A 25,012-nucleotide genomic window follows, 5' to 3' on the forward strand; every position below is an offset into this window, starting at 1 on the left:
ACTCGCGGATCTCCACCACAGTGAACCCTGGACTAATCGACATTCCTCTGACTCCTACTGATCGTGAACTGACTCACAACCAGCTTGACGCAGAGGGGAACACCCCGAAAATGTGCCTCCCACAGGTGTGAAACTCAAAAACTCCGTCGAATTGGTGAGGTTCGGGGACGGCGGCCCGACCCGGCCTACCATGGGACGCATGCGAGCGAAGCCCGAGCGAACCCCTCAGCAGGCACAACGGCAGACACAACGGCAGACTCCGGCTGAGTCCGTCAGGTCCGAGCACTCTGGCGCCAGGGACAGCACCCTGAAGTCGCTGCTCGTCGACCGGCTGGGGTGGCTGAGCATCCGCAGCGCCCAGCTGATCGTCGTGATCGTGCTGGGAATCGGCGTGGTGTTCGCCCTCGTGCAGCTCAAACTCGTCGTGATCCCCACGCTCGTCGCACTCATCCTGGCGGCGGCGCTCAGCCCACTCGTGCGCTGGCTGCGCGCCCGTGGAGTTCCACGAACGCTGGCGACCTGGCTCACCCTGCTCGGCGGGGTCGTCGTGCTCGGGGGCATCGTGACCCTGATCGTCTTCGCCGTGCGCAACCAGTGGTCCGAGCTCGTCACCGCGGCCTCCGACGGCCTCGACCAGTTGCAGGGCTACCTGACGACCGGCCCGCTGTCGCTCGATGCCACCCAATTCGAGGCCGCCAGGAACGCCGTGATCGGCTTCGTGACGAGTGCCGAGTTCGGCAGCGGCGCACTCGCCGGGGTGTCCGCCGCGGCCGAGGTGCTCACCGGAGCCGCCCTCGTCGTCGTCATCCTGTTCTTCTTCCTCAAGGACGCCGCGTCGATCTGGGCCTTCTTCCTGACGCCGTTGCGCGGTTCCGCCCTCGCGCGCGCGCGCCGCATCGGCACGACCGCACCGACGGTCCTCGGACAATACGTGCGCGGGACCGCGACCATCGCGCTCTTCGACGGCGTCGTCATCGGCGCGAGCCTGGCCATCCTGCAGGTGCCGCTCGCCCTGCCGCTCGCGGCGATCGTCTTCCTCACGGCATTCATCCCCTTGATCGGCGCGACGATCGCCGGGATCCTCGCCGCGCTCGTCGCCCTCGTCTTCAACGGGCCGATCGTCGCTCTCATCGTCGTGGTCATCGTCGTCGTGGTCAACCAGCTCGAAGGCGACCTGCTGAACCCGATCGTTATGGCCGGCGCACTCAAGCTGCACCCCCTCGTGATCCTCGTCGCCCTCACGGCGGGCACCGTGCTCGGCGGCATCGCCGGCGCGGTGCTCGCGGTGCCGCTCGTCGCCGTCGCGTGGTCGATCGTGCGCGTCTGGGACCACCCCGTCGCCCCGAGCCCGCCGCCGCGCCGATTCTTCCGCGGAAAGTCCGGTGCCGGCGGCACGTCGGCCGCTGCCCGCGTCCAGCGCGACGGCTGACCCAGGGACAGGATCCACCTCCTCCGGCCGTGAGGCCTGAGAGCAGAGGCCATTGTCGGGGCCGGGGTTGCAGCCTACGATGTCGGCATCCGGCTGACGGCGACCCGGTGACACCCGGGCCCGGACACCGGCCCCACTCCGGCGAGGAGGCCTGGAATGTCGGTGTCCACCCTGAAATCGGTCGTCGACCGCGCGTTTGCGGAACGCTACGGCGTGCCGGCGATCAACATCGTGAACGACCTCACGATGGAGGCCGTCCTGGCCGGGGCGGTCGAGGCGCGGTCACCGGTGATCGTGCAGACCTCGGTCAAGACCGTGAAGTCGATCGGGTCGCGTGTGCTCTTCAGCATGTGGGAATCGATGACCGCCGGCATCGACGTGCCGGTGGTGCTGCACCTCGACCACTGCCCCGACCGGGCGGTCATCACCGAATGCCTCGAGTGCGGCTGGAACTCGGTGCTCTTCGACGCGTCCCGGCTCCCGGTCGCGGAAAATCAGCGGCAGACCATCGAGGTCGTCGCGGAGGCCCGCACCTTCGGTGCGCACGTCGAGGGTGAGATCGAGTCGATCACCGGGGTCGAGGACGGCATCGGCTCGGACACGGCATCCGCGAGGCAGTCCCTCGAGATCTCCCTGCGCTTCATCGAGGAGACCGGCGTCGACGTTTTCGCACCCGCGATCGGCAACGCCCACGGCGTCTACACCCGGGAACCGGTCCTCGACTTCCGGCGGGTGAGCGACATCGTCACCGCGCACCCGATCCCGATCGCCCTCCACGGCGGGAGCGGCCTGAGCCCGGGCCAGTTCGCCGAACTCATCGCGCTCGGATGCGCCAAGGTCAACATTTCCACGGCGCTCAAGATCACCTTCATGCAGTCGAGCCTCGCCTATCTCAAAGACGCGGAGGCGCGCGACAAGTGGGACCCGCCGTCCTTGTTCGGGCAGGTTCGTTCCGACATCGTCGCGCTGACCCGTGGACTCGCCGAGCAATTCGGCAGCGCAGGGAAGGCCTGACGGATGCCGGCCCTCATCTTCGACTGCGACGGCGTCCTCGCCGACACCGAGCGCGACGGCCACCTGCCGGCGTTCAACCAGACCTTCCGGGAATTCGCCGTCCCTGTACGGTGGAGCGATTCCGACTACGCCGTCAAGGTCAAGATCGGTGGCGGCAAGGAGCGGATGCGGAGCGCCGTGACGCCCGCGGTCGCCGCCGTCATCGGCCTTCCGGACGATCCGGGCGCCCTCGACGAGGCCGTCGCGCGCTGGCATCGACGGAAGACCGCGATCTACACCGACGCCGTGGCGCGCGGCGCACTCCCCGGCCGCCCCGGCATCAGACGGATCACGGCGGACGCGGACGCGGCAGGCTGGACGCTCGCCGTCGCATCCACGTCGGCTGAGGCATCCGTCCGCGCCGTGCTCACCGAGGCGGTCGGACCCGACCTCGCCGCGCACTTCCGGGTCTTCGCGGGGGACATCGTCGCGGCCAAGAAACCAGCCCCCGACATCTACCTCCTCGCCCTCCGCGAACTCGGTGTCCCGGCAGCCGAGGCCCTCGTCATCGAGGACAGCGCCAACGGCCTCCAGGCGGCGCTCGCCGCGGGTCTCCGCACGCTCATCACCGTCAGCGGCTACACGGCGGCCGAGGACTTCACCGGCGCCTCCCTCGTCGTCACCTCGCTCGGCGACCCCGGCGGCCCCACCGCGATCACCCTGAAGGACCCGCTGCGCCTCGACGTCGGCCGCACCGTCGAACTGACCGATCTCACCGCCATCCTGGCCGCACCAGGACCGATCACACCAGGACCGACCTCCCCGGAACCGGAGACCCCATGACCCGCAGCAGTCTCGACGACACCGAATTCGTCGTGCACAGCATCGCCCAGACCGCGGTCGACAACGAACGCGAGTTCGGCGACCTCGACGCCGTCGTCGGCGACGGCGACTTCGGGTTCTCCCTCGCCCGCGGCTTCGAGATCGTCCTCGCCGACTGGCCGGAATTCGACCGCAGTTCCCCCGCCGACTTCCTGAAGAAGATCGCCCTCGTCATCTCCGGACGGATCGGCGGAACCTCCGGCCCGCTCTGGGGCACCGCGTTCCTGCGGGCATCGGCGGCCGTCGCAGGCAAGACCGACCTCGACGGCGACGACGTCGTCGCCATGCTCCGGGCAGCGACAGAGGGCATCAAAGCGCGGGGCAAGTCCGATCTCGGCGACAAGACCCTCCTCGACGCCCTCGTCCCGGCAACGGATGCCTTCGAGGCCGAAATCCACGCCGGGAGTGCCGGCACGGTTGCGCTGGCCCGTGCCGCCGTCGTCGCGCGGGAACGCGCGGACGCGACGAGCTTCCTGCAGGCCCGCCGCGGCCGGGCGAGCTACACGGGGGAACGCAGCATCGGTTCCCCAGACCCGGGGGCCGTCGCCGTCGCCGTGATCTTCGAACGGCTCAGCCGGGAATGGGCCGCGCGCGACGACCTCTGATCCACACGACCTTCCGCACGCTATTCCGCACGATCTGCTGCACGTTCCGGACCACCCACGAAGGAGATGGACACATGAAGAAATTCGTCAACGACCCGAAAATGTACGTGCCGGACATGCTCAAGGGCATCGCCCTCGCCAACCCGGACACCCTCCGCTACGAGCCGAAGTACAACCTGATCATGCGCGCGGGCGGCCCGAACCCGAACAAGGTGTCGATCATCCAGGGCTCCGGTTCCGGGCACGAACCCGCCCACGTGATGACCGTCGGCCGGGGGATGCTCGACGCGGCCTGCCCCGGCGACGTGTTCGCCGCCCCGCCGATGGACTACGTCTACGAAACCACCAAGCTGATGGCCTCGCCCAAGGGCGTGCTGCTGCTCGTGAACAACTACACCGGCGACCGGATGGCGTTCGAAATGGCCCAGGAGATGGCCGCGTCCGACGGCATCAACGTCAAGACCCTGTTCATCGACGACGACGTCGCCGTGCAGGACTCGACCTGGACGGTCGGTCGTCGCGGCGTCGCGGGCAACTTCTTCGTGATGAAGGCCGTTGGAGCGGCCTCCGAGGCCGGCGCCTCCCTCGACGAGCTCGTCCGGATCGGCGAGAAGGTCGACAGCGTCACCCGCACGATGGGCATCGCCCTCACTTCCTGCACCCCGCCCGCGAAGGGGTCACCGCTCTTCGAGCTCGGCGAGGACGAGATCGAGGTGGGCGTCGGAATCCACGGCGAACCCGGCCGCCGGCGGGCCAAGCTCACGACCGCTGACGAGATGACCGACGAGATGCTTGAGGCCGTCGTGAACGACCTGCCCTTCGTCGCGGGCGACCGCGTCGCTCTCATGATCAACGGGCTCGGCGGCACCCCGATCAGCGAGCTCTACATCCTCTACGGGCACGCGCACGACGAACTGACCCGCCGCGGCATCACGGTCGGGCGCAGCTACGTGGGGGAGTACTGCACCTCCCTCGACATGGCCGGGGCTTCGCTCACGCTCGTGCGTCTCGACGACGAGATCGAGGGCCTGTTGGCCGCGCCCGCCGAGATCGCCGCCCACGTGTTCTAGCGGATGCCGCCGCTCTAGAATGACGCGATGACCAGTTGGAATGAAAGCCGGGCCGCCTACCGGGATGCCGCGGGCTGGTTCGCCGGAACCACCGCGACGATCACGGACCAGTGGGAGCGGGTCGCGCTCGGGGAGTGGACCGTGCGCGACCTCGTCGGCCATACCAGTCGCTCGCTCCTCACCGTGGAGAGTTATCTTGCGGCCGGGCGCGAGGTGTCCGTCGACCCGGAGCACCCGCCGGAGGTCGAGATCGGGAGCGCTGTCGACTACTACGGCGTGATCGGCGTCGGGGCCGGCGATCCTGCCGCGGTCGCGGAGCGCGGCAGGGCGGCCGGACGGGCCCTCGGGGCCGAGCCCGCGGTATCCGTCGCCGGCATCGTCGGACGCGTGCTCGCCGAGGTCGACCGCGCGACCGGCGACGAGTTCGTGCTGACGCCCTTCGGCGGGATGTTGCTGGCCGACTACCTGCCCACGCGCGTGTTCGAACTCGCCGTGCACGGCTGCGACCTCGCCGCGAGCCTCGGCATTCCGCCGACGGTGCCGGAGTCCGCGGTGTCGGTCGCCGTGCACCTGCTCGGCGACCTCGCCGTGCGCGGAGGCAAGGGCCCGGAGCTGCTCCTCGCCGGCACGGGGCGAGGACCGTTGACCGACCGGTTCAGCGTGCTCTGAATTCTGCTAAGCTCTCTAGGTTGCCGTCCAACGGCCGCGGAACAAGAGAGCCCAGGCATTCGGCCCACGGGCACCGCGCAGTGAGAGAAAGGGGATCCCATCTATGGCACTCGAAGCTAATGCTAAGAAGGCGATCATCGAAAAGTACGCTACCCACCCAGGCGACACCGGGTCCCCCGAAGTCCAGATTGCCATGCTCACGCAGCGCATCCTCGACCTCACGGAGCACCTGAAAGAGCACAAGCACGACCACCACTCCCGTCGTGGCCTGCTTCTCATGGTTGGTCAGCGTCGCCGTCTGCTCGGCTACCTGTCCGACATCGACATCGCCCGCTACCGCTCGCTCATCGAGCGTCTCGGACTGCGTCGCTAGTCAGGCACGAAACCGGAAGCCGCGTCGATATCGCGCACTTCTGAAGCTGAACTTCAACGAAACGGGCCGTCACCTTCGGGTGGCGGCCCGTTTTGTCTGCCTGCGCGTGGACCTGTGAGCCTCCGCAGTACGCCTCTCCCTAACACCCTGTTCCCTCAAGGTGGCTGCATAGGAAACCCATAGAGTCCGCTGGCACCGTAGTTAGTGTCAACGAATGAAGGGTGGCACGGAGATGAATGCTCACGAACGCGGTAAGAAGCTCAGCCGGATCGTGACCGGCACGATCGGACTCCTCGCCGTCGTCGCAGCCTCTGCGCTCGGCCTGCACGACTGGGCCGACTCGCTCGCCACGCAGGACGCCTCCGCGACCACGACGACCACGACGACCTCGGGCGACTCGGGCACGACGTCCGGGAGCACGACGACCCAGGCGACCACCGCCCCCGCGGCGCCCGCTGCGCCGAGTGTGTCCTCGGGCAGCGGAACCAAGGTGCACGCCAAGACGAGCGGGTCCTGATGCCCGCCGTCGCGACCGTCGCGACCGTCGCGACCGACGACTGGAGTCTCTGGAGCACGAGCGCCCGCCTCGTCGTGACCGACCCCGCGCTCCTCCCGGAGGCCCGCCGGATCGCCGACGCCGTGCTCGAGCGCGTGGAACTCGCCTCGAGCCGGTTCCGCCCGGACTCCGAGATCCTGACGAAGGCCCCGCTCTTCCCGGTCGGTGCCCTCGTGAGCGACACACTCGCCGAACTGATGCGCCTCGCCCTCGCCTCCGCGGCGGAGACCGACGGCGATGTCGACCCGACCCTGGCCAACGCCCTCGGCGCGATCGGCTACGACCACGACATCCGCCTGATCCTCGACGACGGCGTCCCGGTGCGCGCGATCGCCTCACCCCGGCCCGGCTGGGCGAGTGTGCGCCTCGTCGGCAACCGCCTGACCGTGCCGGCCCACCTCGGCATCGACCTCGGAGCGACCGCGAAGGCCGCCGCCGCCGACCAGGTCGCCGCCCGTATCGTCGCAGAACTCGGCTGCGGCGTGCTCGTGAGCCTCGGCGGCGACATCGCGACCGCAGGTCCGGCGCCCGCGGGAGGCTGGCAGGTCCTGGTCCAGGATGCCCCGCTCGACCCGTGCGCCCACGTGACCCTCGCCGAGTGCCTCGCCCTCGCGACCTCGAGCACCCAGAAGCGCCGCTGGACGAAGGCCGGCCGCCCCCAGCACCACATCCTCGACCCCGCCTCCGGGCTGCCCGCCGAACCCGTCTGGCGCAGCGTCACGGTCGCGGCCGGGACCTGTCACCGGGCCAACACGCTCAGCACGGCCGCGATCGTCCGCGGCCACAAGGCCGTCGCCTGGCTGCGCGAACTCGGCGTTCCCGCGCGCCTCGTCGACGCCGAGGGTGTGGTCGTCTCCCTCGGCGGCTGGCCGGACGACAATCGGTCAGAGGCCCTGGAAACCTCGGAAACCCCGGCTGCAGCCGACGCCGAAGCCGAAAGGTCGTTCCTGTGAACGAGGCGCTCTGGGCGCTCGGTCGCGGGACAGGGGTCGTCTCCCGCGCCCTCTTCACCGTGTCCGTCCTGCTCGGCATCCTGAACCGGTCCGGCAGGCCGCTCTTCACGTTGCCCCGCTTCTCTGTCGCCCTCGTGCACCGCAACGTTGCTCTGCTCGCGACCGCGTTCCTCGCCATCCACCTCGTCACGCTGTTCGGGGACTCCTACGCCCAGCTCCGGCTCGTCGACTTCGTCGTGCCGTTCCTCGGCGCGGCCAAGCCCTTCTGGCTCGGTCTCGGCACCCTCGCCGTCGACCTGATGCTCGCGATCGTGATCACAGCACTCCTCCGCGGTGTCGTCGGCGTGCGGGTCTTCAAGGCCGTGCACTGGCTCACCTACCTGATGTGGCCCGTTGCGCTGCTGCACTCCATCGGCAACGGCACGGATGTCGGCCAGACCTGGTTCATCGCCTTCGCCGCGACCTGTTCGATCGCCGTTGTCGCCGCGCTCGTCTGGCGCCTGAGCCGCGGTTTCGTCGAGTACCAGAACGTCAGAGTCGAGAGGGCCTCATGAGCAGCACAGCGGACACCCGGCTGTTCCCCGCCGTCCAGGCCCCGGTCGGCACCGCCCGGCTCACGGCCGCCCCTGCCGCAGACTACGCCACCCACCAGTCGACCTTCGGCCCGCTGCCCGCCCACGCGGATTCGGCGGCACTCCTCGCCGCCCTCCGCGACTCCGGTCTCGAGGGCCGCGGCGGCGCCGGCTTCCCGGCGTGGCGCAAGCTCGCCGCCGTCCCTGCCCGCGAACGAGCCCGCCGCCGCCGCGTCGTCGTGATCGGCAATGCCGCGGAGGGCGAACCCCTCAGCCAGAAGGACGCGACCCTGCTGCTCCGGTCGCCGCACCTCGTCATCGACGGGCTCCTCACCGTCGCCGGCGCCCTCGGCGCCCACTCCGTCTACCTTTACGCCCAGGCCTCGGTGATCGAGTCCGCCACCCGCGCCCTCGCCGAGCGGGCGGATGCCTCCGCGATCGAACTGCGGGAAGCGGCGGACACCTTCATCTCGGGTGAGGCATCCGCCGTCGTCAACGCCCTCGCCGGCAGGGCGCCGATTCCCCAGGACCGCACCGTGCGGCTGACCGAATCCGGCCTCGGTGGCCGGCCCACCCTGCTGCACAATGTCGAAACCCTCGCCCACATCGCGCTGATCGCGCGCTTCGGCGCCGCCTGGTTCCGGTCGGTGGGCACGACGGGGGATCCGGGGACGCGACTCGTCACGGTCGGCAGCGACGGGCATCCGTCGAGGGTGCTCGAGGTCGCAGGCGGGTCCCGCATCGGCGACGTGCTCCGGTTCACCGGAGTCGACACCGGGAGCCTTTCGGCAGTGCTCGTCGGCGGCTACCACGGCGCCTGGCTGCCGGCGTACGCCCTCGAGGCCCGCCTCGACCGCGCCGACCTCGCCGGATTCGGCGCGAACCCCGGCGCCGGCATCCTGATGGGGCTCGGCGAACGGCGCTGCCCGATCGCGGTCGCGGCCGCGGTCGCCAGCTACCTCGCCGGCGAGACCGCCGGCCAGTGCGGCCCCTGTGTCAACGGGCTCCCGGCGATGGCCGCCGTGCTCGGGCGTCTCGCCACCGGGGACCGCGACCCGGGGCTCCCCGGGGAGGTGCGCCGCCTCGCGGCCATCGTCACGGGGCGGGGCTCCTGCAACCACCCGGACGGCACCGCCCGGTTCGTGCTCAGCACGCTCACGGTGTTCGCCGATGACGTCACCGCGCACCTGAACGGGCACTGCCGAAAGGACCACCGATGAATCTGCGCACCCCAGAGGCCCGCGGCCCGGCCGCCGCCCTCCTGCACATCGACTGGACGAGGTGCGACGGCCGCGGGCTCTGCACCGAGATCCTGCCGGAACTGCTGGCCCGCGACGACTGGGGCTACCCGCTCGCCTACGGCTACGGTTCTGCCGGCGCCGGCTCGAACGTGCCGGTCCCGGACACCCTGCTCGCCGCGGCAGCGGATGCCCTGTCCCTCTGTCCACGCCAGGCGCTCACCCTCGTCGACCCCTAGTTCCTCGCCGGTCGCGCCAGCGCAGAGAGGGCCCGTCGACGGGGGAGTGACGTAGGCTCGGATGATGACAAGGCCCGGCCACAGCCCATTTTTCTGGATTCCCGCCCTCGTTGCCTCCGCATGGTGGGTCGTGTGCGCCGGCGCATTCGGCTTCCTGACCTGGTTCGGCCTCGTCCCGACCGCCTTCGTGAAGCACCTCCTTCCTGAGACGATTCCGAGCAACGTCTGGTTCTGGTCCTGGCCGTGGGTCGGCCTGGCACCGCTCGCCTCAGCGGCGGGCGTCTTCGTGGTCTACCTGGTCCTGGCGCGCCTGATCGTGGACAGGACGGACGGATCCCGCGCCGCCCGGTTCTTCGCCCTCTGGTTCGTGGCCGTGCTGACCGGCTTCCTTGCCACCCTCCCGTGGGTGATCAGCGCGATCATCTCCGCATTCCCGCCGTCGCGCGCGGCGTTCGTGCTCGATCCGGCCGGCGAGTCCATGCTCCTCAGCGGATACTGGGGGATCGCCTGGGGCTGGTTGCCGGCCCTGCTCGCCCTGCGCCGGGTCCGGGTGCCCGCCTCCGCAACCGGGTCGACCGCGGATGCCGCCCTTGCGCCCGTCGCGACCGGCCCCTTTCGCAGGCACCCGCTCGCCGTTCTCTGTGGCATCATGGTCGCCGTCCTGGTCCTCTCCGGCCTCGGGGCGGGATTCGGAAGCCGCGCCGAGCGACTCCACGCCGCGGCGGAGAACGCCCTCGCCGACGGCAACACCCTCGGCGCCGTCCCCGATCCGGATGTCCAGGTCACGCCCCCGCCGACCGTTGCTCCCGACGCGGCGGTGGCTCCCGTCGGATGGTGCACGAAGGAAGACACGGCGGTGCTGCTCGGGGATCCCGATGCCGCGACCGGACACCGCACCGTGTCGATCCAGGCCATGAACTTCAGCGACGTCCCGTGCACGCTCAACGGCTACCCCGATCTCGCCTTCGCGGACCAGGCCGGCTCCTACCTCGCCGTCACGCTCGTGCACGGCGGCTCCTTCATGACCACCGACGACGGCCCCCATCCCATCGAAGTCCCGGCCGGCGGATTCGCCATCACCCGACTCGGCTGGGATGCCATGGCGACCGCAGACGTGCCCGTGACCTACACGCTGTACGCGGCCCTGTATCCCGGGCTCGATCGGGGCTCCTGGCCGAGCACCCTCGACATCGTCGCCGGCGGAGAGGTCTCCGTCACGGCGTGGTCCCTCACCGGGGCATCGGACTGAGCCGGCGCGAACCGGGGGCCGGCAACGAAGATGTAGCTTTTCCTTGACACGAAGTATGATTTTCTTTACATTGAGTCATGTCAGCTTTACTTCGCACCGTTTCACGGCCCTCAAGGAGTCCGATGTCAGCCCTGGAAAAGCAAGCCTGGATCAGGCTCGGCACCGCGATCGCCGCGTACGCGACCTATCTCGGCTTCATCCTGATCCGGGAGGACGGCATCCCTCTCCCTGAGGTGCCCTACGTGCCTGCGCTGCTCTGGACCATCGGCGGCGCCATCGTCGTGTCGATCGTGCTCGACATCCTGGTCTCGATCCTGTCGCCGCGGGACGCCGGGCAGGCTGACCAGCGCGACCGCGAGATCGCCCGGTTCGGCGACACCGTCGGCCAGTCGTTCGTCGTGATCGGCGGCGTCGCCGCCCTCCTGATGGCCCTGCTGCAACTGCCGTACTTCTGGATCGCCAACGCGGTGTACCTTGCGTTCGTGCTCTCGGCGGTCCTCGGCGGAATCGCGCGGCTCGTCGCCTACCGGAGGGGCCTGCCCCAATGGTGAGGCCGGCGAAGTCAGCGACCTCCGCGAAGCCGACCCGGGTCACCAACGACATGAGGCGGCTCCGCTTCGCCCACGGCGAGATGACCCAGGCCGATCTCGCCGACCGCACCGGCGTGACCCGCCAGACCATCATCGCCATCGAACAGGGCCGCTATTCGCCGTCGCTCGAGCTGGCGTTCCTGATCGCCCACGCCTTCGGCGTCCCGCTCGACGACGTGTTCCAGTACCCGACGCCATCCCTCGCCCCGCCCCTCACCCCGTCAGGAGAAGAATCATGAAGGCCCTCGTCCAGAATCAGTACGGTTCCGCAGACGTCCTCCACCTCGAGGACATCGACGAGCCGGAGGTCGGAGCCGACGAGGTGCTCGTCCGGGTCCAGGCCGCCGGGATCGACGCCGGCGTCTGGCATCTGATGGCCGGGCGTCCCTACCTGCTCCGGCTGTTCGGTTTCGGGCTCCGGGCCCCGAAGCTCCGGGTGCGCGGGCGGGATGTCTCGGGAACGGTCGCGGCCGTCGGGGCCGGCGTGACCCGGTTCCGGGTCGGCGACGAGGTGTTCGGCACCTCGCTCACCGGATCGTTCGCCGAGTACACCCGGGTCCCGGCCGACCGGCTCGCCCCGAAACCGGCGAACCTCGGGTTCGTGGATGCCGCCGCCGTTCCCGTCTCGGCGTGCGCCGCCCTGCACGCCCTCCGCGACGCCGGGAAGGTCGAGGCGGGCCAGAGGGTCCTCGTGATCGGCGCCGGCGGCGGCGTCGGAACCTTCGCCGTCCAGCTCGCCACGGCGCTCGGCGCGACGGTGACCGGGGTCTGCAGCACCGGCAAGGTCGACCTCGTCCGGTCGCTCGGAGCCGCACAGGTGATCGACTACACCCGCGAGGACTTCGCGGACGGAAGGAACACCTGGGACCTGATCCTCGACATTGCCGGAAATCCCACCCTGTCCCGGCTCCGCCGGGCGCTCACCCCGACCGGCACCCTCGTCATCGTCGGCGGAGAGGGCGGTGGCGCCGTGTTCGGCGGGATCGACCGCCAGCTGCGTGCCCTCCTGCTGTCCGGCTTCGTGAAGCAGACCCTGCGCGGGGTCGTCTCCGCCGAGGGCGCCGACGACCTCGAGACCCTCGGGAAACTGCTCGAGGCCGGCACCATCCGGCCCGTGATCGACCGGACGTTTCCCCTCGCGGATGCGGCAGACGGCATCCGCTACCAGCACGCCGGACAGGCCAGGGGGAAGGTCGTCGTCACCGTTCCGTGAGACCCCGGACAGGGGGAGTCGTAGGCTGGGCGGGTACCCAACGAAATGGATATCCCCCTGTTATGAGCATTTGGCGCACCAAAAGCATTGAGGCCTCGATGGCCGACTCCCTCGAAAAGGGCCACAATCTCAAGCGCACCCTCGGCACCTGGGACCTCATGGTCATGGGTGTCGCCGTTGCCGTCGGCGCCGGGATCTTCTCGGTCGGAGCAAAGGCGGCCGGCAGCTACGCTGGCCCGTCGGTGACGCTCGCGTTCCTGCTCGCCGCCCTCACCTGCGCCCTCGCGATCATGTGTTACGCGGAGTTCGCGTCGGCGGTGCCGGTCGCCGGCTCGGCGTACACCTTCACCTATGCGACCCTCGGCGAGCTCCTGGCCTGGATCATCGGCTGGGACCTGATCCTCGAGATGCTCACCGCGGCCGCCGTGATCGCCAAGTACTGGGGCATCTACCTCTCGAGCGTCTTCGAACTCCTGCACTGGAACGTGCCGGCGACCATCAACATTCTCGGCCTCGACGTGAGCTGGGGCGCCTTCGTCATCGTCGCGATCTTCACGACTCTCCTCGTGCTCGGCACCAAGCTCTCCGCGCGGGTCGCGAGCGTCTTCACGATCCTCAAGGTCGCGATCGTGCTCTTCGTCATCGTCGCCGGCGCCTTCTTCATCAACCCGGCGAACTACTCGCCGTTCATCCCCGCCGCTATCCCGACGACGGGTGGAGACGGCGACGTCTGGATGCAGTCACTCTTCTCGTTCATGACCGGTGCGCACCCGGCCCAGTACGGCCTCTTCGGCCTGCTTGCGGGCGCCTCCCTCGTCTTCTTCGCGTTCATCGGCTTCGACGTCGTCGCCACGAGCGCCGAGGAAGTCAAGAACCCGCAGAAGACCCTCCCGCGCGGGATCTTCGCGGGGCTCGCGATCGTGACCGTGCTCTACCTCGGCGTCAGCCTCGTACTGACCGGGATGGTGCCGTACACGGTGCTCGCGCAGGACCCGAACGCCTCCCTCGCAACCGCCTTCGTCGCCGTCGGAGCCGGCTGGGCCGCCGAGGTCATCTCGGTCGGCATCCTGATCGGCCTGACGACCGTGATCATGGTGCTGCTCCTCGGGCTGTCCCGGGTGCTCTTCGCCATGAGCCGTGACGGCCTGCTGCCCCGCGGCCTCAGCGTCACCTCGGCGAAGCGCGGAACGCCGGCGCGGGTGCAGATCATTGCGGGCACGGCGGTCGCGCTGATCGCCGGCCTCACCAACGTGGGCGTCCTCGAGGAAATGATCAACATCGGAACGCTCTCGGCGTTCGTGCTCGTCAGCATCGCCGTGATCGTGCTGCGGAAGAAGCGGCCGGACCTCAAGCGCGCCTTCAAGGTGCCCTTCTCCCCGTACCTGCCGATCCTCTCGGCCGTGCTGTGCTTCTGGCTGATGCTTAACCTCACGACCCTGACCTGGGTGCGCTTCGCGGTGTGGCTCCTGATCGGCCTCGCCGTGTACTTCGCCTACGGGCGCCGCCACTCCGTTGTCGGCATCGAGGCCAAGCGCGTGTTCGACGAGACCGTACGCACCGAGGCCGTCCGAGAGGAGAACTCCCTCCGCGACTGACCCCTCCCGCGACGAACCCTTTCCGCCGCCACTCCCTCCCGCGAGAGTACGAATTCGGCCCTCTCCGTGCGGCTGAAGGGGCCATTTTCGTACTCTCGCGGGCCGGGTGGGGGCAAGACGCCTAGGGGAGGCGGTAGAGGGTGGCCTCCCAGGGGCGGAGGGTTGCCGACTCCTGGGGCGGGTAGTTGCCGAGGAGGAGGGTGGCCGTCGCGAGTAGAGCGGCGACCGAGGCGGGCAGCGGCGCGGCGAGTGGGGCATCCGCTGCGTTGGCCACGACGAGGAGCGTCTCACCGGCCAGCGAGCGGGTGAAGGCGTAGAGCTGCCCGTGATCGGGCTCGAGCAGCCCGAAGTCGCCGAGGGCGACGACCGGGTTCTCGTGCCGGAGCCGGATCAGTTCCTGGTAGAACCGGAACACGCTCCTCTCGCCCGAACGGTCGGCGGCGACGTTGATCCCGGTGTGGTTCGGGTTGACCGCGAGCCACGGCGTTCCCGTGCTGAAGCCCGCGTTCGGCGACGCATCCCACTGCATGGGCGTTCGGGCGTTGTCGCGGCCCATCGCGTGCACCCCGGCGAGAACGCCTGAAGGTGACCCGTCGAACTCCTCGACGGCCTCACGGTAGTGGTTGAGCGTTTCGATGTCGCGATAGTCGGCGATGGAGTCGAACCGCACGTTCGTCATCCCGATCTCCTCACCCTGGTAGATGTACGGGGTACCGCGCTGCAGGTGCAGCACGAGCGCCCAGAGGGTGGCGGACTCGTAGCGGTACTCGGCGTCGTTGCCGAACCGGGACACCAGACGGGGCTGGTCGTGGTTGTTCAGGTAGAGGCTGTTCCAGCCGGTCTCCGCGAGGTCGGTCTGCCAGTGCGCGAGGTTCCGCTTGAGCGCGGGCAGGTCAAGGGGGAGGGCGTCGAACTTGTTCGCGCCCTGGTCGAGGGAGACGTGCTCGAACTGGAAGATCATGTCGACCTCGTGCCGGGCAGGGTCGGTGAACAGCACGGCGTCCGCCGTGGTCACCCCCGGCATCTCGCCGACCGTGAGGTGCTCACCGGGGCGCCCGGCGAACACGGCCGCGTGCATCTCCTGCAGATAGTCGTGGATCTGCGGGCCCATCGGGCAGGAGGCGTCCCGCGACGGGGCGGGCCCGTCGACGAGCTCGACCCGCTTGGCGATGAAGTTGATCACGTCCATCCGGAAGCCGTCGACGCCGCGGTCGAGCCACCGGTTCATCATCGCGTAGACGGCCTGCCGCACCTCGGGGTTCTCCCAGTTGAGGTCGGGCTGCTGCACCGCGAACAGGTGCAGGTAGTACTCGCCGGTCGCCTCGTCGAGGGTCCAGGCCGGGCCGCTGAAGAAGCTGCCCCACGCGTTCGGCGGACCGTTCGAGGCGTTCGGCTCGCGCCACCAGTACCAGTCCCTCTTCGGGTTGGTCAGGCTGCTCTTCGACTCGAGGAACCAGGGGTGCTCATCGCTCGTGTGGTTGACCACGAGATCCATCACGATCCTGATCCCTCGCTCGTGGGCCTCGGCGACGAGCAGGTCGAACTGGGCGAGGTCACCGAAGACGGAGTCGATGTCCTCGTAGTCCTTGATGTCGTAGCCGTTGTCGTGCTGCGGAGACGGGTACACCGGGGACAGCCAGAGGGCATCCACCCCGAGCTCTGCGAGGTAGCCGAGCTTGCCGCGGATGCCGGCGAGGTCACCGATCCCGTCACCGTCGGCATCCGCGAAGCTGCGCGGATAGACCTGGTACACGACACCCGAGGTCCACCAGGGGGCTCCTCCCTCGGGGCCGGCAATCGAATCGGTCACGGGTGTGGGGCTCGTCACGACTGGATCCTTTCCTCGCGCCGGGTGACGGGCGCTGGGGTCGAGCCTAGACCGCGCGGCTGGGGAGGACGAGGATGGCGGCGGCGAACGGCTGATTTGAACATCCACGGAAACGCACGCGATAATTGGACCGCGGAACGGGACGATATTCCCTCCCGTGGACCCGAAGGCAGGCCAGTTGAGCGAGACCCCGCGGCCGACGACGGATGCCCGCCGCACCTTCTTCGCCGCCCGCCCGGCCCCCGTCGCCACGGTCGACCTCAGCGTCAGCATCGGCGGCCTGCGCCTCAGGAACCCGATGATGCCCGCCTCCGGGTGTTTCGGACCCGCCCTCGGCCGGCTCATCCCCGTCGACGAGCTCGGCGCCGTCGTGACCAAGACCGTCTTCGGCGTGCCGCGCGGCGGCAACCCGGCGCACCGGCTCACCGAGATCCGGGCCGGCATGGTCAACAGCGTCGGCATCCCGAGCCGCGGCGCCGCCGGTTACCTCGCCGAACTGCACCCGCGTTACGCCGCCCTCGGCCCGCCTGTGATCATCAGCGTCGGCGCGCACCGGCCTGCCGGGTACGCCCCCGTCGTGCGCGACCTCGGCACGGCAGGCGACGCCTTCGAGCTCAACGTCTCGTGCCCCAACCTCGACCGCGACGGCACCGACATCGGCTCGGACCCGGACGCCATCGAGAGCGCGGTCGCTGCGGTGCGGCTCGAGACCGACAAGCCGATCATCGTCAAGCTCCCCGTCCTCGCCTCCTCGATCGCCGAGTGCGCCCAGGCCGCCCAGGCAGCAGGCGCAGACGCCGTCTGCGTCGCCAACTCGATCCCCGCCTTGCCGCTCGAGGCGTACACCCGCGCCCCCGCGATCGGCAACGTCATCGGCGGCCTCTCCGGGCCGTCGATCCGGCCGATCGTGCTCCGGCTGGTCTGGCTCGCCGCCCGCTCCGTCGACATCCCGGTGATCGCCTGCGGCGGCATCGAGACCGCGGACGACGCCCTCGACTACTTCTCGGTCGGCGCCTCCGCCGTGCAGGTCGGCACCGCCAGTTTCGCCCGCCCGTTCGCGATGGTCGAGATCGTGCGCACCCTGCAGCAGCGCTGCGCGGACGACGGGGTCACCGGCATCCGCGATCTCATCGACCTCTGGAGAGCCCAATGAGCCCGATGAAGACCCCGCCGACCGCTGCGGAGACCCGGGCGGCGCTCGCCAGGCAGGCCGCCTTCGCCGCAGCGGATGCCGCAGCCCTCGACGGCCTGTTGTCCGTGCGCCCCGCAGAGGCCGGGCCGCGCCCCGAGCCGGTCTGGGACGAGGCGACGGTTGTCAATCACGAGGTCGTGCGCGAGCGCTACCACCGGCTCACCCTGTCCTGCGGCACGATCGCGGCAACCGCGCTCGCCGGGCAGTTCCTGATGATCACGGTCCCGCCGCACGGTGGAGAGCGGATCCTGCTGCCACGCCCGATGGCGATCCACCGCCGGAACCCCGAGCGAGGCACGATCGAGGTCATCTACGGCGTCGCCGGCCGCGGCACGACCGCACTCGCCGCGGTCAACCCGGGGCAGCGGCTGCTCGTGACCGGGCCGCTCGGCCGCGGCTTCGAGTTCCCGTCCGGAACCCGCCGGGCACTGATGATCGGCCGCGGCGTCGGCGTGTGCGCCGTGATGGGTTCGGTCGAGGATGCGGCGGCCCGCGGCATCGAGGCGACGCTCGTCGCGAGCGGACGCACCAGGGGGAGCCTCATCGGCTCCGCCGAATGCGCCGAACTCGGTGCGCGCTTCATCCCGGTCACCGACGCGGAGGGCACCGCCGACCTTCCCGCACTCGGGGCTCTCCTGCGCCGCCAGTTCGCCGCCGGTCCGCCCGACGTCGTCTTCGTCTGCGGCGCCGGCGTGCTCACCCGGCTCGCCGCAGAACTCGGCGCCGAATGGGGCGTGCCCGTGCAGGCCTCCCTCGAGGCGCACATGGCGTGCGGGCTCGGCTACTGCCACGGATGCGCGGCCCCGGTCCGCACGGATCCCGCGGTCGAGGGTCCCCTCGTCTGCGTCGACGGCCCGGTCTTCGACGCCGCCGTTTAAGCGCAGATCCGGAGCAAGAGCGCTCTGTTAGACTTGGCGAGGCCAATCTATGGATTGTCCGCACGCCTTGCGCGCCATACGGGTGCGCAAGTCTTCATCGCCGGAATGGCGAGAAGCAAACACAAAAGGAGAGAACCCCCATATGGAGGGTCCAGAAATCACGTTCGCCGAAACCGTTATTGACAACGGCAAGTACGGCACTCGCACGATCCGCTTCGAGACCGGCCGTCTCGCCCAGCAGGCGCAGGGTTCTGCCGCCGCATACATCGACGAAGAGACGATGCTGCTGTCCGCCACGAGCGCGAGCAAGCAGCCCAAGGAAAACTTCGACTTCTTCCCGCTGACCATCGATGTCGAGGAGCGTATGTACGCTGCCGGCCGCATCCCGGGCAGCTTCTTCCGTCGCGAAGGTCGCCCGTCGACCGAGGCGATCCTCACCTGCCGCCTGATCGACCGGCCGCTGCGCCCGTCGTTCGTCGACGGACTCCGCAACGAGATCCAGGTCGTCGTCACCGTCCTCGCCATCGCGCCGGACGAGTACTACGACGTGCTGGCGATCAACGCCGCGTCGATGTCGACCCAGATCGCCGGCCTGCCGTTCTCCGGCCCGATCGGTGGCGTCCGCGTCGCGCTCATCCCCGACCAGAACGGTTCCGGCCAGTGGGTCGCGTTCCCGAAGCACTCGCAGGTTGAAGAGGCCGTGTTCAGCATGGTCGTCGCCGGCCGCGTTGTGACGGATGCCGATGGCAGCGAAGACGTCGCGATCATGATGATCGAGGCCGAAGCCACCGACAACGCCTGGACCTTGATCCAGGGCGGCGCCATCAAGCCGAACGAAGAGGTCATCGCCGAGGGCATCGAAGCCTCGAAGCCCTTCATCAAGCAGCTCATCGAGGCGCAGCAGAAGGTCGCAGCCGCGGCCGCGAAGCCGACAGGCAACTACCCGGTGTTCCCGCCGTACGTGCCCGCCACCTACGACGCCGTTGCCGCGCTCGCCTATGACGAGCTGAAGAACGTCTACCAGATCGCCGACAAGGTCGACCGTCAGAACGCTGACGACGCCCTCAAGGCGAGCGTCAAGACGGCGATCGCCGCGAAGATCGAAGCCGGCGAGCTCGACGCGAGCGCAGCAGGCCAGGTTTCCGCCGCGTACAAGTCGGTCACCAAGCTCGTCGTGCGCTCCCGCGTGCTCAACGAGGGCATCCGCATCGACGGCCGTGGGCTTGCGGACATCCGCCCGCTCGACGCCGAGGTCGCGATCATCCCCCGCGTGCACGGTTCGGCGATCTTCCAGCGCGGCGAGACCCAGATCCTGGGTGTCACGACGCTGAACATGCTCAAGCTCGAGCAGACGATCGACTCCCTGAGCCCGGTCACCAAGAAGCGCTACATGCACAACTACAACTTCCCGCCGTACTCCACCGGTGAAACCGGCCGGGTCGGCACGCCGAAGCGTCGCGAGATCGGCCACGGAGCGCTCGCTGAGCGTGCCCTGGTCCCCGTGCTGCCGTCGCGCGAGGAGTTCCCGTACGCCATCCGTCAGGTCTCCGAGGCGCTGAGCTCCAACGGCTCGACCTCGATGGGTTCCGTCTGTGCGTCCACCCTTTCCCTGCTCAACGCCGGTGTGCCGCTGCGCGCCCCGGTCGCGGGCATCGCGATGGGCCTCATCTCCGACACCGTTGACGGGAAGACCCGCTACGCGGCCCTGACCGACATCCTCGGTGCGGAAGACGCCCTCGGCGACATGGACTTCAAGGTCGCAGGCACGAGCGAGTTCGTCACCGCGATCCAGCTCGACACCAAGCTCGACGGCATCCCCGCCTCGGTGCTTGCCGGTGCGCTCACGCAGGCCAAGGATGCTCGTACGACCATCCTCGCCGTGCTGAACGCCGCCATCGACAAGCCCGACGAGATGGCACCGACCGCGCCCCGCGTGATCAGCGTCCAGATCCCCGTCGACAAGATCGGAGAGCTGATCGGCCCGAAGGGCAAGACGATCAACGCGATCCAGGACGAGACCGGCGCAGACATCTCGATCGAGGAAGACGGCACCGTGTACATCGGCGCCGTGGACGGCCCCTCGGCGGAGGCCGCCCGTGCCCAGGTCAACGCGATCGCGAACCCGACCAACCCGGAGGTCGGCGAGCAGTTCCTCGGAACCGTCGTGAAGATCGCCGCGTTCGGCGCCTTCGTCTCGCTCCTCCCCGGCAAGGACGGCCTGCTGCACATCAGCGAGGTTCGCAAGCTCGCCGGTGGCAAGCGCGTCGAGAACGTCGAAGACGTGCTCGGAGTCGGCCAGAAGGTCCTCGTCGAGATCACCAAGATCGACGACCGTGGCAAGCTGTCGCTCGCCCCGGTCCTCGAAGACGAGTCGGCGTCCGCCGAATCCGTCGTCGAGGTCGCATCGGTGTCCACCGAGGCGTAGTCTTAGGGTTCTGCCGACAACCTCTCGCCAGGTTAGTCGGTTAGACGGAAGGCCCGTTCTGCTTCGGCAGGGCGGGCCTTTTCCGTACCCAGCCCCACCTATTTGAGAACATTATAAATTGGCGATATAATCAAACGGTGCCGATGACCGGATTGCCCATGGCCCAGCTCAAGGCCGAATTGTTCAAGTCGCTGGGGCATCCGCTGCGCGTGCAAGTGCTCGAACAGCTCGTCGGCGGCGAACGCTCGGTCGGCAGCCTCGCGGAGGTGCTCGGCTCCGAGCTCTCCAACCTCTCCCAGCAACTCGGTGTGCTGCGCCGCGCCGGCGTGGTCGTCACCCGCCGTGAGGGCAACACCATCTTCTACGCGGTCCGTGACGCCGGCGTCGCCGAACTGCTCACCGTTGCGAAGCGGATGCTGGTCGCGAGTCTCGAAGACTCCCACGCGCTCCTCCGCACGATCGAGCAGGACGAGCGCTAGCGGCATCCGCTTCGCGACGGCGGGCGGGTATCAGAGGTCGTTGCCTGCGTAGGACTGGTTGAAGCTCTTGTTGACGAGCGGGAAGTCGGGCACGATCGTGTCCGCGAGCGCGACGGGCAGCGCCGGCCAGTTGAAGAACGAGGGGTCGACGATCTTGACCCGGCTGAGCACACCGCCGGCTCCGAGCTCGACCCGGTGGCAGATGCTTCCGCGCCAGCCCTCGACGAAGGCCAGCCCGGTGCCGGGCCCGGCCGGGTCGACCGAGGTGCCGCTGCCGAGGTGCTCTCCGAGGCGCGCCACGAGGTCGATGACCACGGCCATCGAGACCGCGAATTCGCCCGCGCGCACCCGGTACCGGGCGAGCACGTCCCCGCCGGTCTCGGTGACGACGTGGAACGCCGGGCCGAGGTCGACGAACGGGTGGTCCCTGCGGGAGTCCGCGTCGATCCCCGACGCCCTCGCGACGTAACCGAGGGTGCCGATCGCGCGGGCCTGGGCGCCGGACAGCGGCGCCGTTCCGGTGAACCGGTCGCGCACGATCGCGTGGCCGAGGGTGATCGCGATGATCTCCTGCATGTCTGCGGCCACGCCGCGGAGCACCTCGGGGTCCGGCAGGCTGAGCACCCGGGCGCCGCCGATCCGCACGCCGCCGCGCAGGAAGCGCTGGCCCGTGACGGTCTTGTTGAGGCGCAGGAGCGTCTCACGCAGCCGCTGGGTGTGCGAGTGCACGATCCCGAAGCCGACGTCGTTCGCGAGCGAGCCGAGGTCGGAGACGTGGTTGTAGATCCGCTCGAGTTCGAGCAGGAGGGCGCGCAGCAGCCGGTCGGTCTCGCGGACCTCGATGCCCGCAGCGGCCTCGACGGCCATGCAGTACGCGAGGGAGTGCCCGACGACGGTGTCCCCGGTGACCTGCTCGGCGAGCTCGAGGCCATCGGCCGGCCTGCGGCCCTCGAAGAGCCGCTCGACGCCGCGGTGCATGTACCACTGGCGGGCCTCCATGCGCACGATCGTCTCGCCGACGACGGAGAACCGGAAGTGGCCGGGGTCGATGATCCCGGCGTGGATCGGGCCGACGGCGATCTCGTAGACGCCGGGTCCCTCGACCTCGACGAAGGGGAAGGACTCGACGTCCGGCTCGAACCGGGGGGTCACCCGCGCGCCGCGGCGCATCGGGTACCAGCCGCGCGGCCAGTGCCCGTGCCGCACGAGCCGGTACGGCTGCGGGTGGTCGGCCGGGCGTACGCCGTACAGGTCCCGCATCCCGCGCTCGAAGTTGCCGGCCGGGTAGGACAGGTCGGCGATGCTCGGCACCCAGGCGTCGGTGTACGGCACCGGAACGACGAGGTCGACCTGCCGGCGGGGAAAGACGCCCGCGAACGAGTAGACGACGCGCAGGGCGTCTCCGTCGTCATGGCAGGCGATCATCGCGAGCCGGTTGCCGCTGTCCAGCAGGGCGGATGCCTCCTGCCGCAGCCGGTCGCGGACGAGCACCCGGATCTCGGGCCGGGCCGGGGCCGCCGGCATGACCGGAGCGTGGGGGACCGGTGCGTGGGGGATCGGTGGGCCGGGCGTCGCCGAATTCAGGTCAGGCGTGTCGCGGTTGGTCATCAGTGGGCTCCTCCCAGTACGGCGGCGGCGCGCACGAGCAGCACGCCGACCGGGTTCGCGATGAAGGGAACGACGGCGCAGGTGGCGAGGGCGAGCACGAGGGGGAGCAGCGGGCCGTGGGTCGAGCGGTCCGGCGCGACGACGACGTCGACGACGGTCACGGCGACGGTGTCGGGGAACGGAGCGGCCACGCGGATGTTGGAGGTCATCGGGAACGGTTCAGGACCGCTCCCGCCGTCAGCGACGTGAGCGACACCGTTCACGACTCCGGCACCGTCGATCCCTGCCTCCGCCTCGCGGCGGGACAGGACCGTGGCTTCGCGGTCCGCGTCCGATTCGTCCCCCGGCGCGGTCGCGCGCGGGGTCACCTGCTTCGGCAGGATCGGCGGGGTGTGGTCGAGGGCGTCGTGCGGGGAACCGATGGTGAGCGCGACGGTGAGCCGGGTGAGGCTCGCGAAGATCACGAGCAGGAGGACAAGGGCGATGCCGACGACGACGCCCATGCCTGCGGACCAGCCGGCGAGGATGATGCCCACCTCGGAGAAGAAGATGCTGAAGGGCGGAAATCCGACGAGCGCCGCCATCGCGACGAGCCACGGGATCGCCAGCCCCGGGCGGCGCGCGAGCAGCGCCCGGACGTTGGCGATCGTCGGTGTGCCCTCTACCTCGAGGATCCGGCCGGAGACGACGAAGAGCGTCGCCTTCACGAGTCCGTGGCCGAGCATGTAGAGCAGCACGGCCGGCAGGGCGGCGGCGCCGACCGCGGCGCCGATCGCCATCAGGCCCATGTGCTCGATGCTCGAGTATGCGAGCATCCGCTTGAAGTCGCGCTGGCGGATGAGCAGGGCGGCGGCGACGAACAGGGAGAGCAGGCCGGCCACGCTCAGCATCGCCCGGAGGAAGTCCGGGCCGATCACGGCGTCCGTGATGGTCTGCACCCGCAGGATCGCGTACAGGGCGACCGCAAGCAGCACGCCGCTCATCAGGCCGGACACCGGCGCGGGCGCCTGGCTGTGGGCATCCGGCAACCAGCTGTGCATCGGTGCGAGGCCGGCCTTGGTCGCGAAGCCGAGCACAGCGAGGGCGCCGCCGGCACGGACGAGTGCGGGGTCGAGGGGCAGGCCCGGCTGGCTGAGCACGAGCCAGGACAGCGTCGCCTCGCCGGTGGCCCGGGAGGCTGCGTAAATCAGCAGGATGCCGAGCAGGGCGATCGCGACGCCGACGGAGCCGAGGATCACGTACTTCCAGGAGGCCTCGAGGGACTTGCCGGTGCGGTGCGCGCCGACCAGGAACGCGGTGGTGATCGTCGTCGCCTCGATCGAGGCCCACATCAGGCCGATGTTGTCAGCGACGACGGCGAGTGACATGGCGGCGAGGAACACCGAGATCAGGCCGTCGTAGGAGCCCGCCCAGCGCGCGGGAGTCTGGGAGTGGCCGCCGCCGCCGAGTCCGCCCCAGGTCGAGACGAGGCCGATGGCTCCGACGACCGTGAGCAGGTAGGCCGAGAGGGCGTCGGCGCGGAGCACGCCGCCGAGAGTCGGCACCTGGTCGTGCAGCACGGCGACGACGAGGATCACCCCGGAGGCGAGCACGGCCAGGCTCGAGGCGATCGGACCGAGCCGGCGCAGCCGCGGGGACGGCACCGTGAGGCTCAGGAGCGCGAACAGCACCGGGAGGGCGAGCGGGGTCCAGAGTGCGAAGGACAGGGACGGGGCCATCAGTCATGCAACTTTCTCAGCTGGTCGATGTCCGTATTGCCGAACTTGTTGTGCATCCGCCCCGCGAAGACGTAGAGGATCATCACGACGAGGAGCACGTCGAGGGAGATGCCGAGCTCGAGCACGAGCGGGACGCCGCCGCTCGTCAGGAAGGCGACGGTCGCGATGCCGTTGTCGAGCACGAGGAAGCCGATCAGCTGCGACCGCGCCTGCCTCCGGGTGACGAGCAGCAGGAAGCCGATCAGCACCATGGCGAGCCCGATCGGCGCGGCGTGCGCGGACACGCTCGTGTCCCTGGCCAGCACCCGGCTGGAGACCACATAGGCGAGGATCGTGAGCAGGGCCACTGTCAGGAGCGAGGCCGTCGGGTTCAGGCGCGGGGCCTCATCCGTTCGGGTCGTCGCCTTCGACTCGTGGGCGAGCACCCACGGCAGGCCGAGGCCCTTGACGAGCAGCACGAGCACGGCGACGAGGATGACCTCGAGCTCGCCCTTCTGCACGCCGATCACGGCGACGAGCGCGGCCAGGGCGAGGCCCTGTACGGCGAGCAGGCGGATCGAGGCGAGCATCGAGTGCCGCCAGACCATCAGCGCGCTCGTGAGCAGCAGCGTGCCGGTGCAGAGGCCGATGAGTTGCGGGTAGGTGGTTTCGAACACGG

At 69.6% G+C, this 25,012-nt stretch carries 25 protein-coding genes; 21 read left to right on the plus strand and 4 right to left on the minus strand.

What is annotated here, in order from left to right:
- Nucleotides 1–199 precede the first annotated feature (199 nt).
- From E3O50_RS16025 to E3O50_RS16105, 17 genes are all read left to right on the plus strand, one after another.
- Complete coding sequence (locus tag E3O50_RS16025) at nt 200–1,429, plus strand: AI-2E family transporter (RefSeq protein ID WP_134558588.1); 1,230 nt, start codon at nt 200–202, stop codon at nt 1,427–1,429.
- A gap of 156 nt (nt 1,430–1,585) precedes the next feature.
- Nucleotides 1,586–2,443 carry a class II fructose-bisphosphate aldolase gene (locus E3O50_RS16030; protein WP_134558589.1) on the plus strand — a complete coding sequence of 286 codons (858 nt, stop codon included), beginning with the start codon at nt 1,586–1,588 and terminating at the stop codon, nt 2,441–2,443.
- Nucleotides 2,444–2,446: 3 nt separating this feature from the next.
- Complete coding sequence (locus tag E3O50_RS16035; RefSeq protein WP_134558590.1) at nt 2,447–3,265, plus strand: HAD-IA family hydrolase; 819 nt, start codon at nt 2,447–2,449, stop codon at nt 3,263–3,265.
- The gene (gene dhaL, locus E3O50_RS16040; protein WP_134558591.1) at nt 3,262–3,909 is read left to right on the plus strand and encodes a dihydroxyacetone kinase subunit DhaL; all 648 of its coding nucleotides are present in this window, start codon (nt 3,262–3,264) and stop codon (nt 3,907–3,909) included. The genes E3O50_RS16035 and dhaL overlap by 4 nt, the downstream gene beginning before the upstream one ends.
- Nucleotides 3,910–3,983: 74 nt before the next feature.
- Complete coding sequence (gene dhaK, locus E3O50_RS16045) at nt 3,984–4,979, plus strand: dihydroxyacetone kinase subunit DhaK (RefSeq protein WP_134449589.1); 996 nt, start codon at nt 3,984–3,986, stop codon at nt 4,977–4,979.
- Nucleotides 4,980–5,006: 27 nt separating this feature from the next.
- Nucleotides 5,007–5,648, plus strand: a complete 642-nt coding sequence (locus E3O50_RS16050) for a maleylpyruvate isomerase N-terminal domain-containing protein (RefSeq protein WP_134558592.1) — start codon at nt 5,007–5,009, stop codon at nt 5,646–5,648.
- Between the two features lie 103 nt (nt 5,649–5,751).
- The gene (gene rpsO / locus E3O50_RS16055; protein WP_134449591.1) at nt 5,752–6,021 is read left to right on the plus strand and encodes a 30S ribosomal protein S15; all 270 of its coding nucleotides are present in this window, start codon (nt 5,752–5,754) and stop codon (nt 6,019–6,021) included.
- Nucleotides 6,022–6,235: 214 nt separating this feature from the next.
- The gene (locus tag E3O50_RS16060) at nt 6,236–6,538 is read left to right on the plus strand and encodes a hypothetical protein (protein WP_134449592.1); all 303 of its coding nucleotides are present in this window, start codon (nt 6,236–6,238) and stop codon (nt 6,536–6,538) included.
- The gene (locus E3O50_RS16065) at nt 6,538–7,530 is read left to right on the plus strand and encodes an FAD:protein FMN transferase (protein WP_134558593.1); all 993 of its coding nucleotides are present in this window, start codon (nt 6,538–6,540) and stop codon (nt 7,528–7,530) included. The genes E3O50_RS16060 and E3O50_RS16065 overlap by 1 nt, the downstream gene beginning before the upstream one ends.
- Nucleotides 7,527–8,084: a ferric reductase-like transmembrane domain-containing protein gene (locus E3O50_RS16070; protein WP_134558594.1), complete on the plus strand. Its 558-nt coding sequence runs from the start codon at nt 7,527–7,529 to the stop codon at nt 8,082–8,084. The genes E3O50_RS16065 and E3O50_RS16070 overlap by 4 nt, the downstream gene beginning before the upstream one ends.
- Nucleotides 8,081–9,322 carry an NADH-ubiquinone oxidoreductase-F iron-sulfur binding region domain-containing protein gene (locus tag E3O50_RS16075; RefSeq protein ID WP_134558595.1) on the plus strand — a complete coding sequence of 414 codons (1,242 nt, stop codon included), beginning with the start codon at nt 8,081–8,083 and terminating at the stop codon, nt 9,320–9,322. The genes E3O50_RS16070 and E3O50_RS16075 overlap by 4 nt, the downstream gene beginning before the upstream one ends.
- The gene (locus tag E3O50_RS16080; protein WP_134558596.1) at nt 9,319–9,579 is read left to right on the plus strand and encodes a ferredoxin; all 261 of its coding nucleotides are present in this window, start codon (nt 9,319–9,321) and stop codon (nt 9,577–9,579) included. Before E3O50_RS16075 ends, E3O50_RS16080 begins: the two co-directional genes overlap by 4 nt.
- 64 nt (nt 9,580–9,643) lie before the next feature.
- Complete coding sequence (locus E3O50_RS19480; RefSeq protein WP_241975286.1) at nt 9,644–10,828, plus strand: DUF4232 domain-containing protein; 1,185 nt, start codon at nt 9,644–9,646, stop codon at nt 10,826–10,828.
- Between the two features lie 122 nt (nt 10,829–10,950).
- A complete protein-coding gene (locus E3O50_RS16090) occupies nt 10,951–11,379 on the plus strand; it encodes a hypothetical protein (RefSeq protein ID WP_134558597.1) in 429 nt (142 codons plus the stop codon).
- Complete coding sequence (locus E3O50_RS16095; protein WP_134558598.1) at nt 11,373–11,657, plus strand: helix-turn-helix transcriptional regulator; 285 nt, start codon at nt 11,373–11,375, stop codon at nt 11,655–11,657. The genes E3O50_RS16090 and E3O50_RS16095 overlap by 7 nt, the downstream gene beginning before the upstream one ends.
- Nucleotides 11,654–12,631, plus strand: coding sequence for an NAD(P)-dependent alcohol dehydrogenase (locus E3O50_RS16100; protein WP_134558599.1), 978 nt, complete (start codon nt 11,654–11,656; stop codon nt 12,629–12,631). Before E3O50_RS16095 ends, E3O50_RS16100 begins: the two co-directional genes overlap by 4 nt.
- Nucleotides 12,632–12,693: 62 nt before the next feature.
- Complete coding sequence (locus E3O50_RS16105; protein WP_134449600.1) at nt 12,694–14,226, plus strand: amino acid permease; 1,533 nt, start codon at nt 12,694–12,696, stop codon at nt 14,224–14,226.
- A gap of 121 nt (nt 14,227–14,347) precedes the next feature.
- On the opposite strand, the gene E3O50_RS16110 is transcribed toward E3O50_RS16105, so the two are convergent.
- Complete coding sequence (locus E3O50_RS16110) at nt 14,348–16,054, minus strand: alpha-glucosidase (protein ID WP_277870832.1); 1,707 nt, start codon at nt 16,052–16,054, stop codon at nt 14,348–14,350.
- Nucleotides 16,055–16,211: 157 nt separating this feature from the next.
- On the opposite strand from E3O50_RS16110, the gene E3O50_RS16115 reads away from it, so the two are divergent.
- The 4 genes from E3O50_RS16115 (at nt 16,212) to E3O50_RS16130 (ending at nt 21,028) form a co-directional block, all read left to right on the plus strand.
- Entirely contained in the window at nt 16,212–17,207 is a 996-nt protein-coding gene (locus E3O50_RS16115) for a dihydroorotate dehydrogenase (RefSeq protein WP_241975287.1), read from the plus strand.
- Nucleotides 17,204–18,124, plus strand: coding sequence for a dihydroorotate oxidase electron transfer subunit (locus E3O50_RS16120; RefSeq protein WP_198413617.1), 921 nt, complete (start codon nt 17,204–17,206; stop codon nt 18,122–18,124). The genes E3O50_RS16115 and E3O50_RS16120 overlap by 4 nt, the downstream gene beginning before the upstream one ends.
- A 142-nt stretch (nt 18,125–18,266) precedes the next feature.
- Nucleotides 18,267–20,549, plus strand: coding sequence for a polyribonucleotide nucleotidyltransferase (locus E3O50_RS16125; protein ID WP_134449603.1), 2,283 nt, complete (start codon nt 18,267–18,269; stop codon nt 20,547–20,549).
- 143 nt (nt 20,550–20,692) lie between these two features.
- Entirely contained in the window at nt 20,693–21,028 is a 336-nt protein-coding gene (locus E3O50_RS16130) for a metalloregulator ArsR/SmtB family transcription factor (protein WP_134449604.1), read from the plus strand.
- A gap of 30 nt (nt 21,029–21,058) precedes the next feature.
- Here the strand turns inward: E3O50_RS16130 and E3O50_RS16135 are convergent, their stop codons facing one another.
- Genes E3O50_RS16135 through E3O50_RS16145 form a run of 3 tightly spaced genes read right to left on the minus strand, consistent with a single transcriptional unit; the run spans nt 21,059 to nt 25,010 of the window.
- A complete protein-coding gene (locus E3O50_RS16135) occupies nt 21,059–22,636 on the minus strand; it encodes an NADH-quinone oxidoreductase subunit C (RefSeq protein WP_198413618.1) in 1,578 nt (525 codons plus the stop codon).
- Complete coding sequence (locus tag E3O50_RS16140; RefSeq protein WP_198413619.1) at nt 22,636–24,354, minus strand: proton-conducting transporter membrane subunit; 1,719 nt, start codon at nt 24,352–24,354, stop codon at nt 22,636–22,638. Before E3O50_RS16140 ends, E3O50_RS16135 begins: the two co-directional genes overlap by 1 nt.
- Nucleotides 24,354–25,010 carry a hypothetical protein gene (locus E3O50_RS16145; protein ID WP_134449605.1) on the minus strand — a complete coding sequence of 219 codons (657 nt, stop codon included), beginning with the start codon at nt 25,008–25,010 and terminating at the stop codon, nt 24,354–24,356. The genes E3O50_RS16140 and E3O50_RS16145 overlap by 1 nt, the downstream gene beginning before the upstream one ends.
- Between the last annotated feature and the right edge of the window lie 2 nt (nt 25,011–25,012).

This window comes from Cryobacterium sp. MDB1-18-1 (genome assembly GCF_004402735.1).
GTDB lineage: Bacteria > Actinomycetota > Actinomycetes > Actinomycetales > Microbacteriaceae > Cryobacterium > Cryobacterium glucosi.

Coding starts and splice junctions, on each gene's coding strand:
- E3O50_RS16025 (WP_134558588.1), top strand. CDS start 200: ATGCGAGCGAAGCCCGAGCGAACCCCTCAGCAGGCACAACGGCAGACA.
- E3O50_RS16030 (WP_134558589.1), top strand. CDS start 1,586: ATGTCGGTGTCCACCCTGAAATCGGTCGTCGACCGCGCGTTTGCGGAA.
- E3O50_RS16035 (WP_134558590.1), top strand. CDS start 2,447: ATGCCGGCCCTCATCTTCGACTGCGACGGCGTCCTCGCCGACACCGAG.
- dhaL (WP_134558591.1), top strand. CDS start 3,262: ATGACCCGCAGCAGTCTCGACGACACCGAATTCGTCGTGCACAGCATC.
- dhaK (WP_134449589.1), top strand. CDS start 3,984: ATGAAGAAATTCGTCAACGACCCGAAAATGTACGTGCCGGACATGCTC.
- E3O50_RS16050 (WP_134558592.1), top strand. CDS start 5,007: ATGACCAGTTGGAATGAAAGCCGGGCCGCCTACCGGGATGCCGCGGGC.
- rpsO (WP_134449591.1), top strand. CDS start 5,752: ATGGCACTCGAAGCTAATGCTAAGAAGGCGATCATCGAAAAGTACGCT.
- E3O50_RS16060 (WP_134449592.1), top strand. CDS start 6,236: ATGAAGGGTGGCACGGAGATGAATGCTCACGAACGCGGTAAGAAGCTC.
- E3O50_RS16065 (WP_134558593.1), top strand. CDS start 6,538: ATGCCCGCCGTCGCGACCGTCGCGACCGTCGCGACCGACGACTGGAGT.
- E3O50_RS16075 (WP_134558595.1), top strand. CDS start 8,081: ATGAGCAGCACAGCGGACACCCGGCTGTTCCCCGCCGTCCAGGCCCCG.
- E3O50_RS16080 (WP_134558596.1), top strand. CDS start 9,319: ATGAATCTGCGCACCCCAGAGGCCCGCGGCCCGGCCGCCGCCCTCCTG.
- E3O50_RS19480 (WP_241975286.1), top strand. CDS start 9,644: ATGACAAGGCCCGGCCACAGCCCATTTTTCTGGATTCCCGCCCTCGTT.
- E3O50_RS16090 (WP_134558597.1), top strand. CDS start 10,951: ATGTCAGCCCTGGAAAAGCAAGCCTGGATCAGGCTCGGCACCGCGATC.
- E3O50_RS16095 (WP_134558598.1), top strand. CDS start 11,373: ATGGTGAGGCCGGCGAAGTCAGCGACCTCCGCGAAGCCGACCCGGGTC.
- E3O50_RS16100 (WP_134558599.1), top strand. CDS start 11,654: ATGAAGGCCCTCGTCCAGAATCAGTACGGTTCCGCAGACGTCCTCCAC.
- E3O50_RS16105 (WP_134449600.1), top strand. CDS start 12,694: ATGAGCATTTGGCGCACCAAAAGCATTGAGGCCTCGATGGCCGACTCC.
- E3O50_RS16120 (WP_198413617.1), top strand. CDS start 17,204: ATGAGCCCGATGAAGACCCCGCCGACCGCTGCGGAGACCCGGGCGGCG.
- E3O50_RS16125 (WP_134449603.1), top strand. CDS start 18,267: ATGGAGGGTCCAGAAATCACGTTCGCCGAAACCGTTATTGACAACGGC.
- E3O50_RS16130 (WP_134449604.1), top strand. CDS start 20,693: ATGACCGGATTGCCCATGGCCCAGCTCAAGGCCGAATTGTTCAAGTCG.
- E3O50_RS16135 (WP_198413618.1), bottom strand. CDS start 22,636: ATGACCAACCGCGACACGCCTGACCTGAATTCGGCGACGCCCGGCCCA.
- E3O50_RS16140 (WP_198413619.1), bottom strand. CDS start 24,354: ATGGCCCCGTCCCTGTCCTTCGCACTCTGGACCCCGCTCGCCCTCCCG.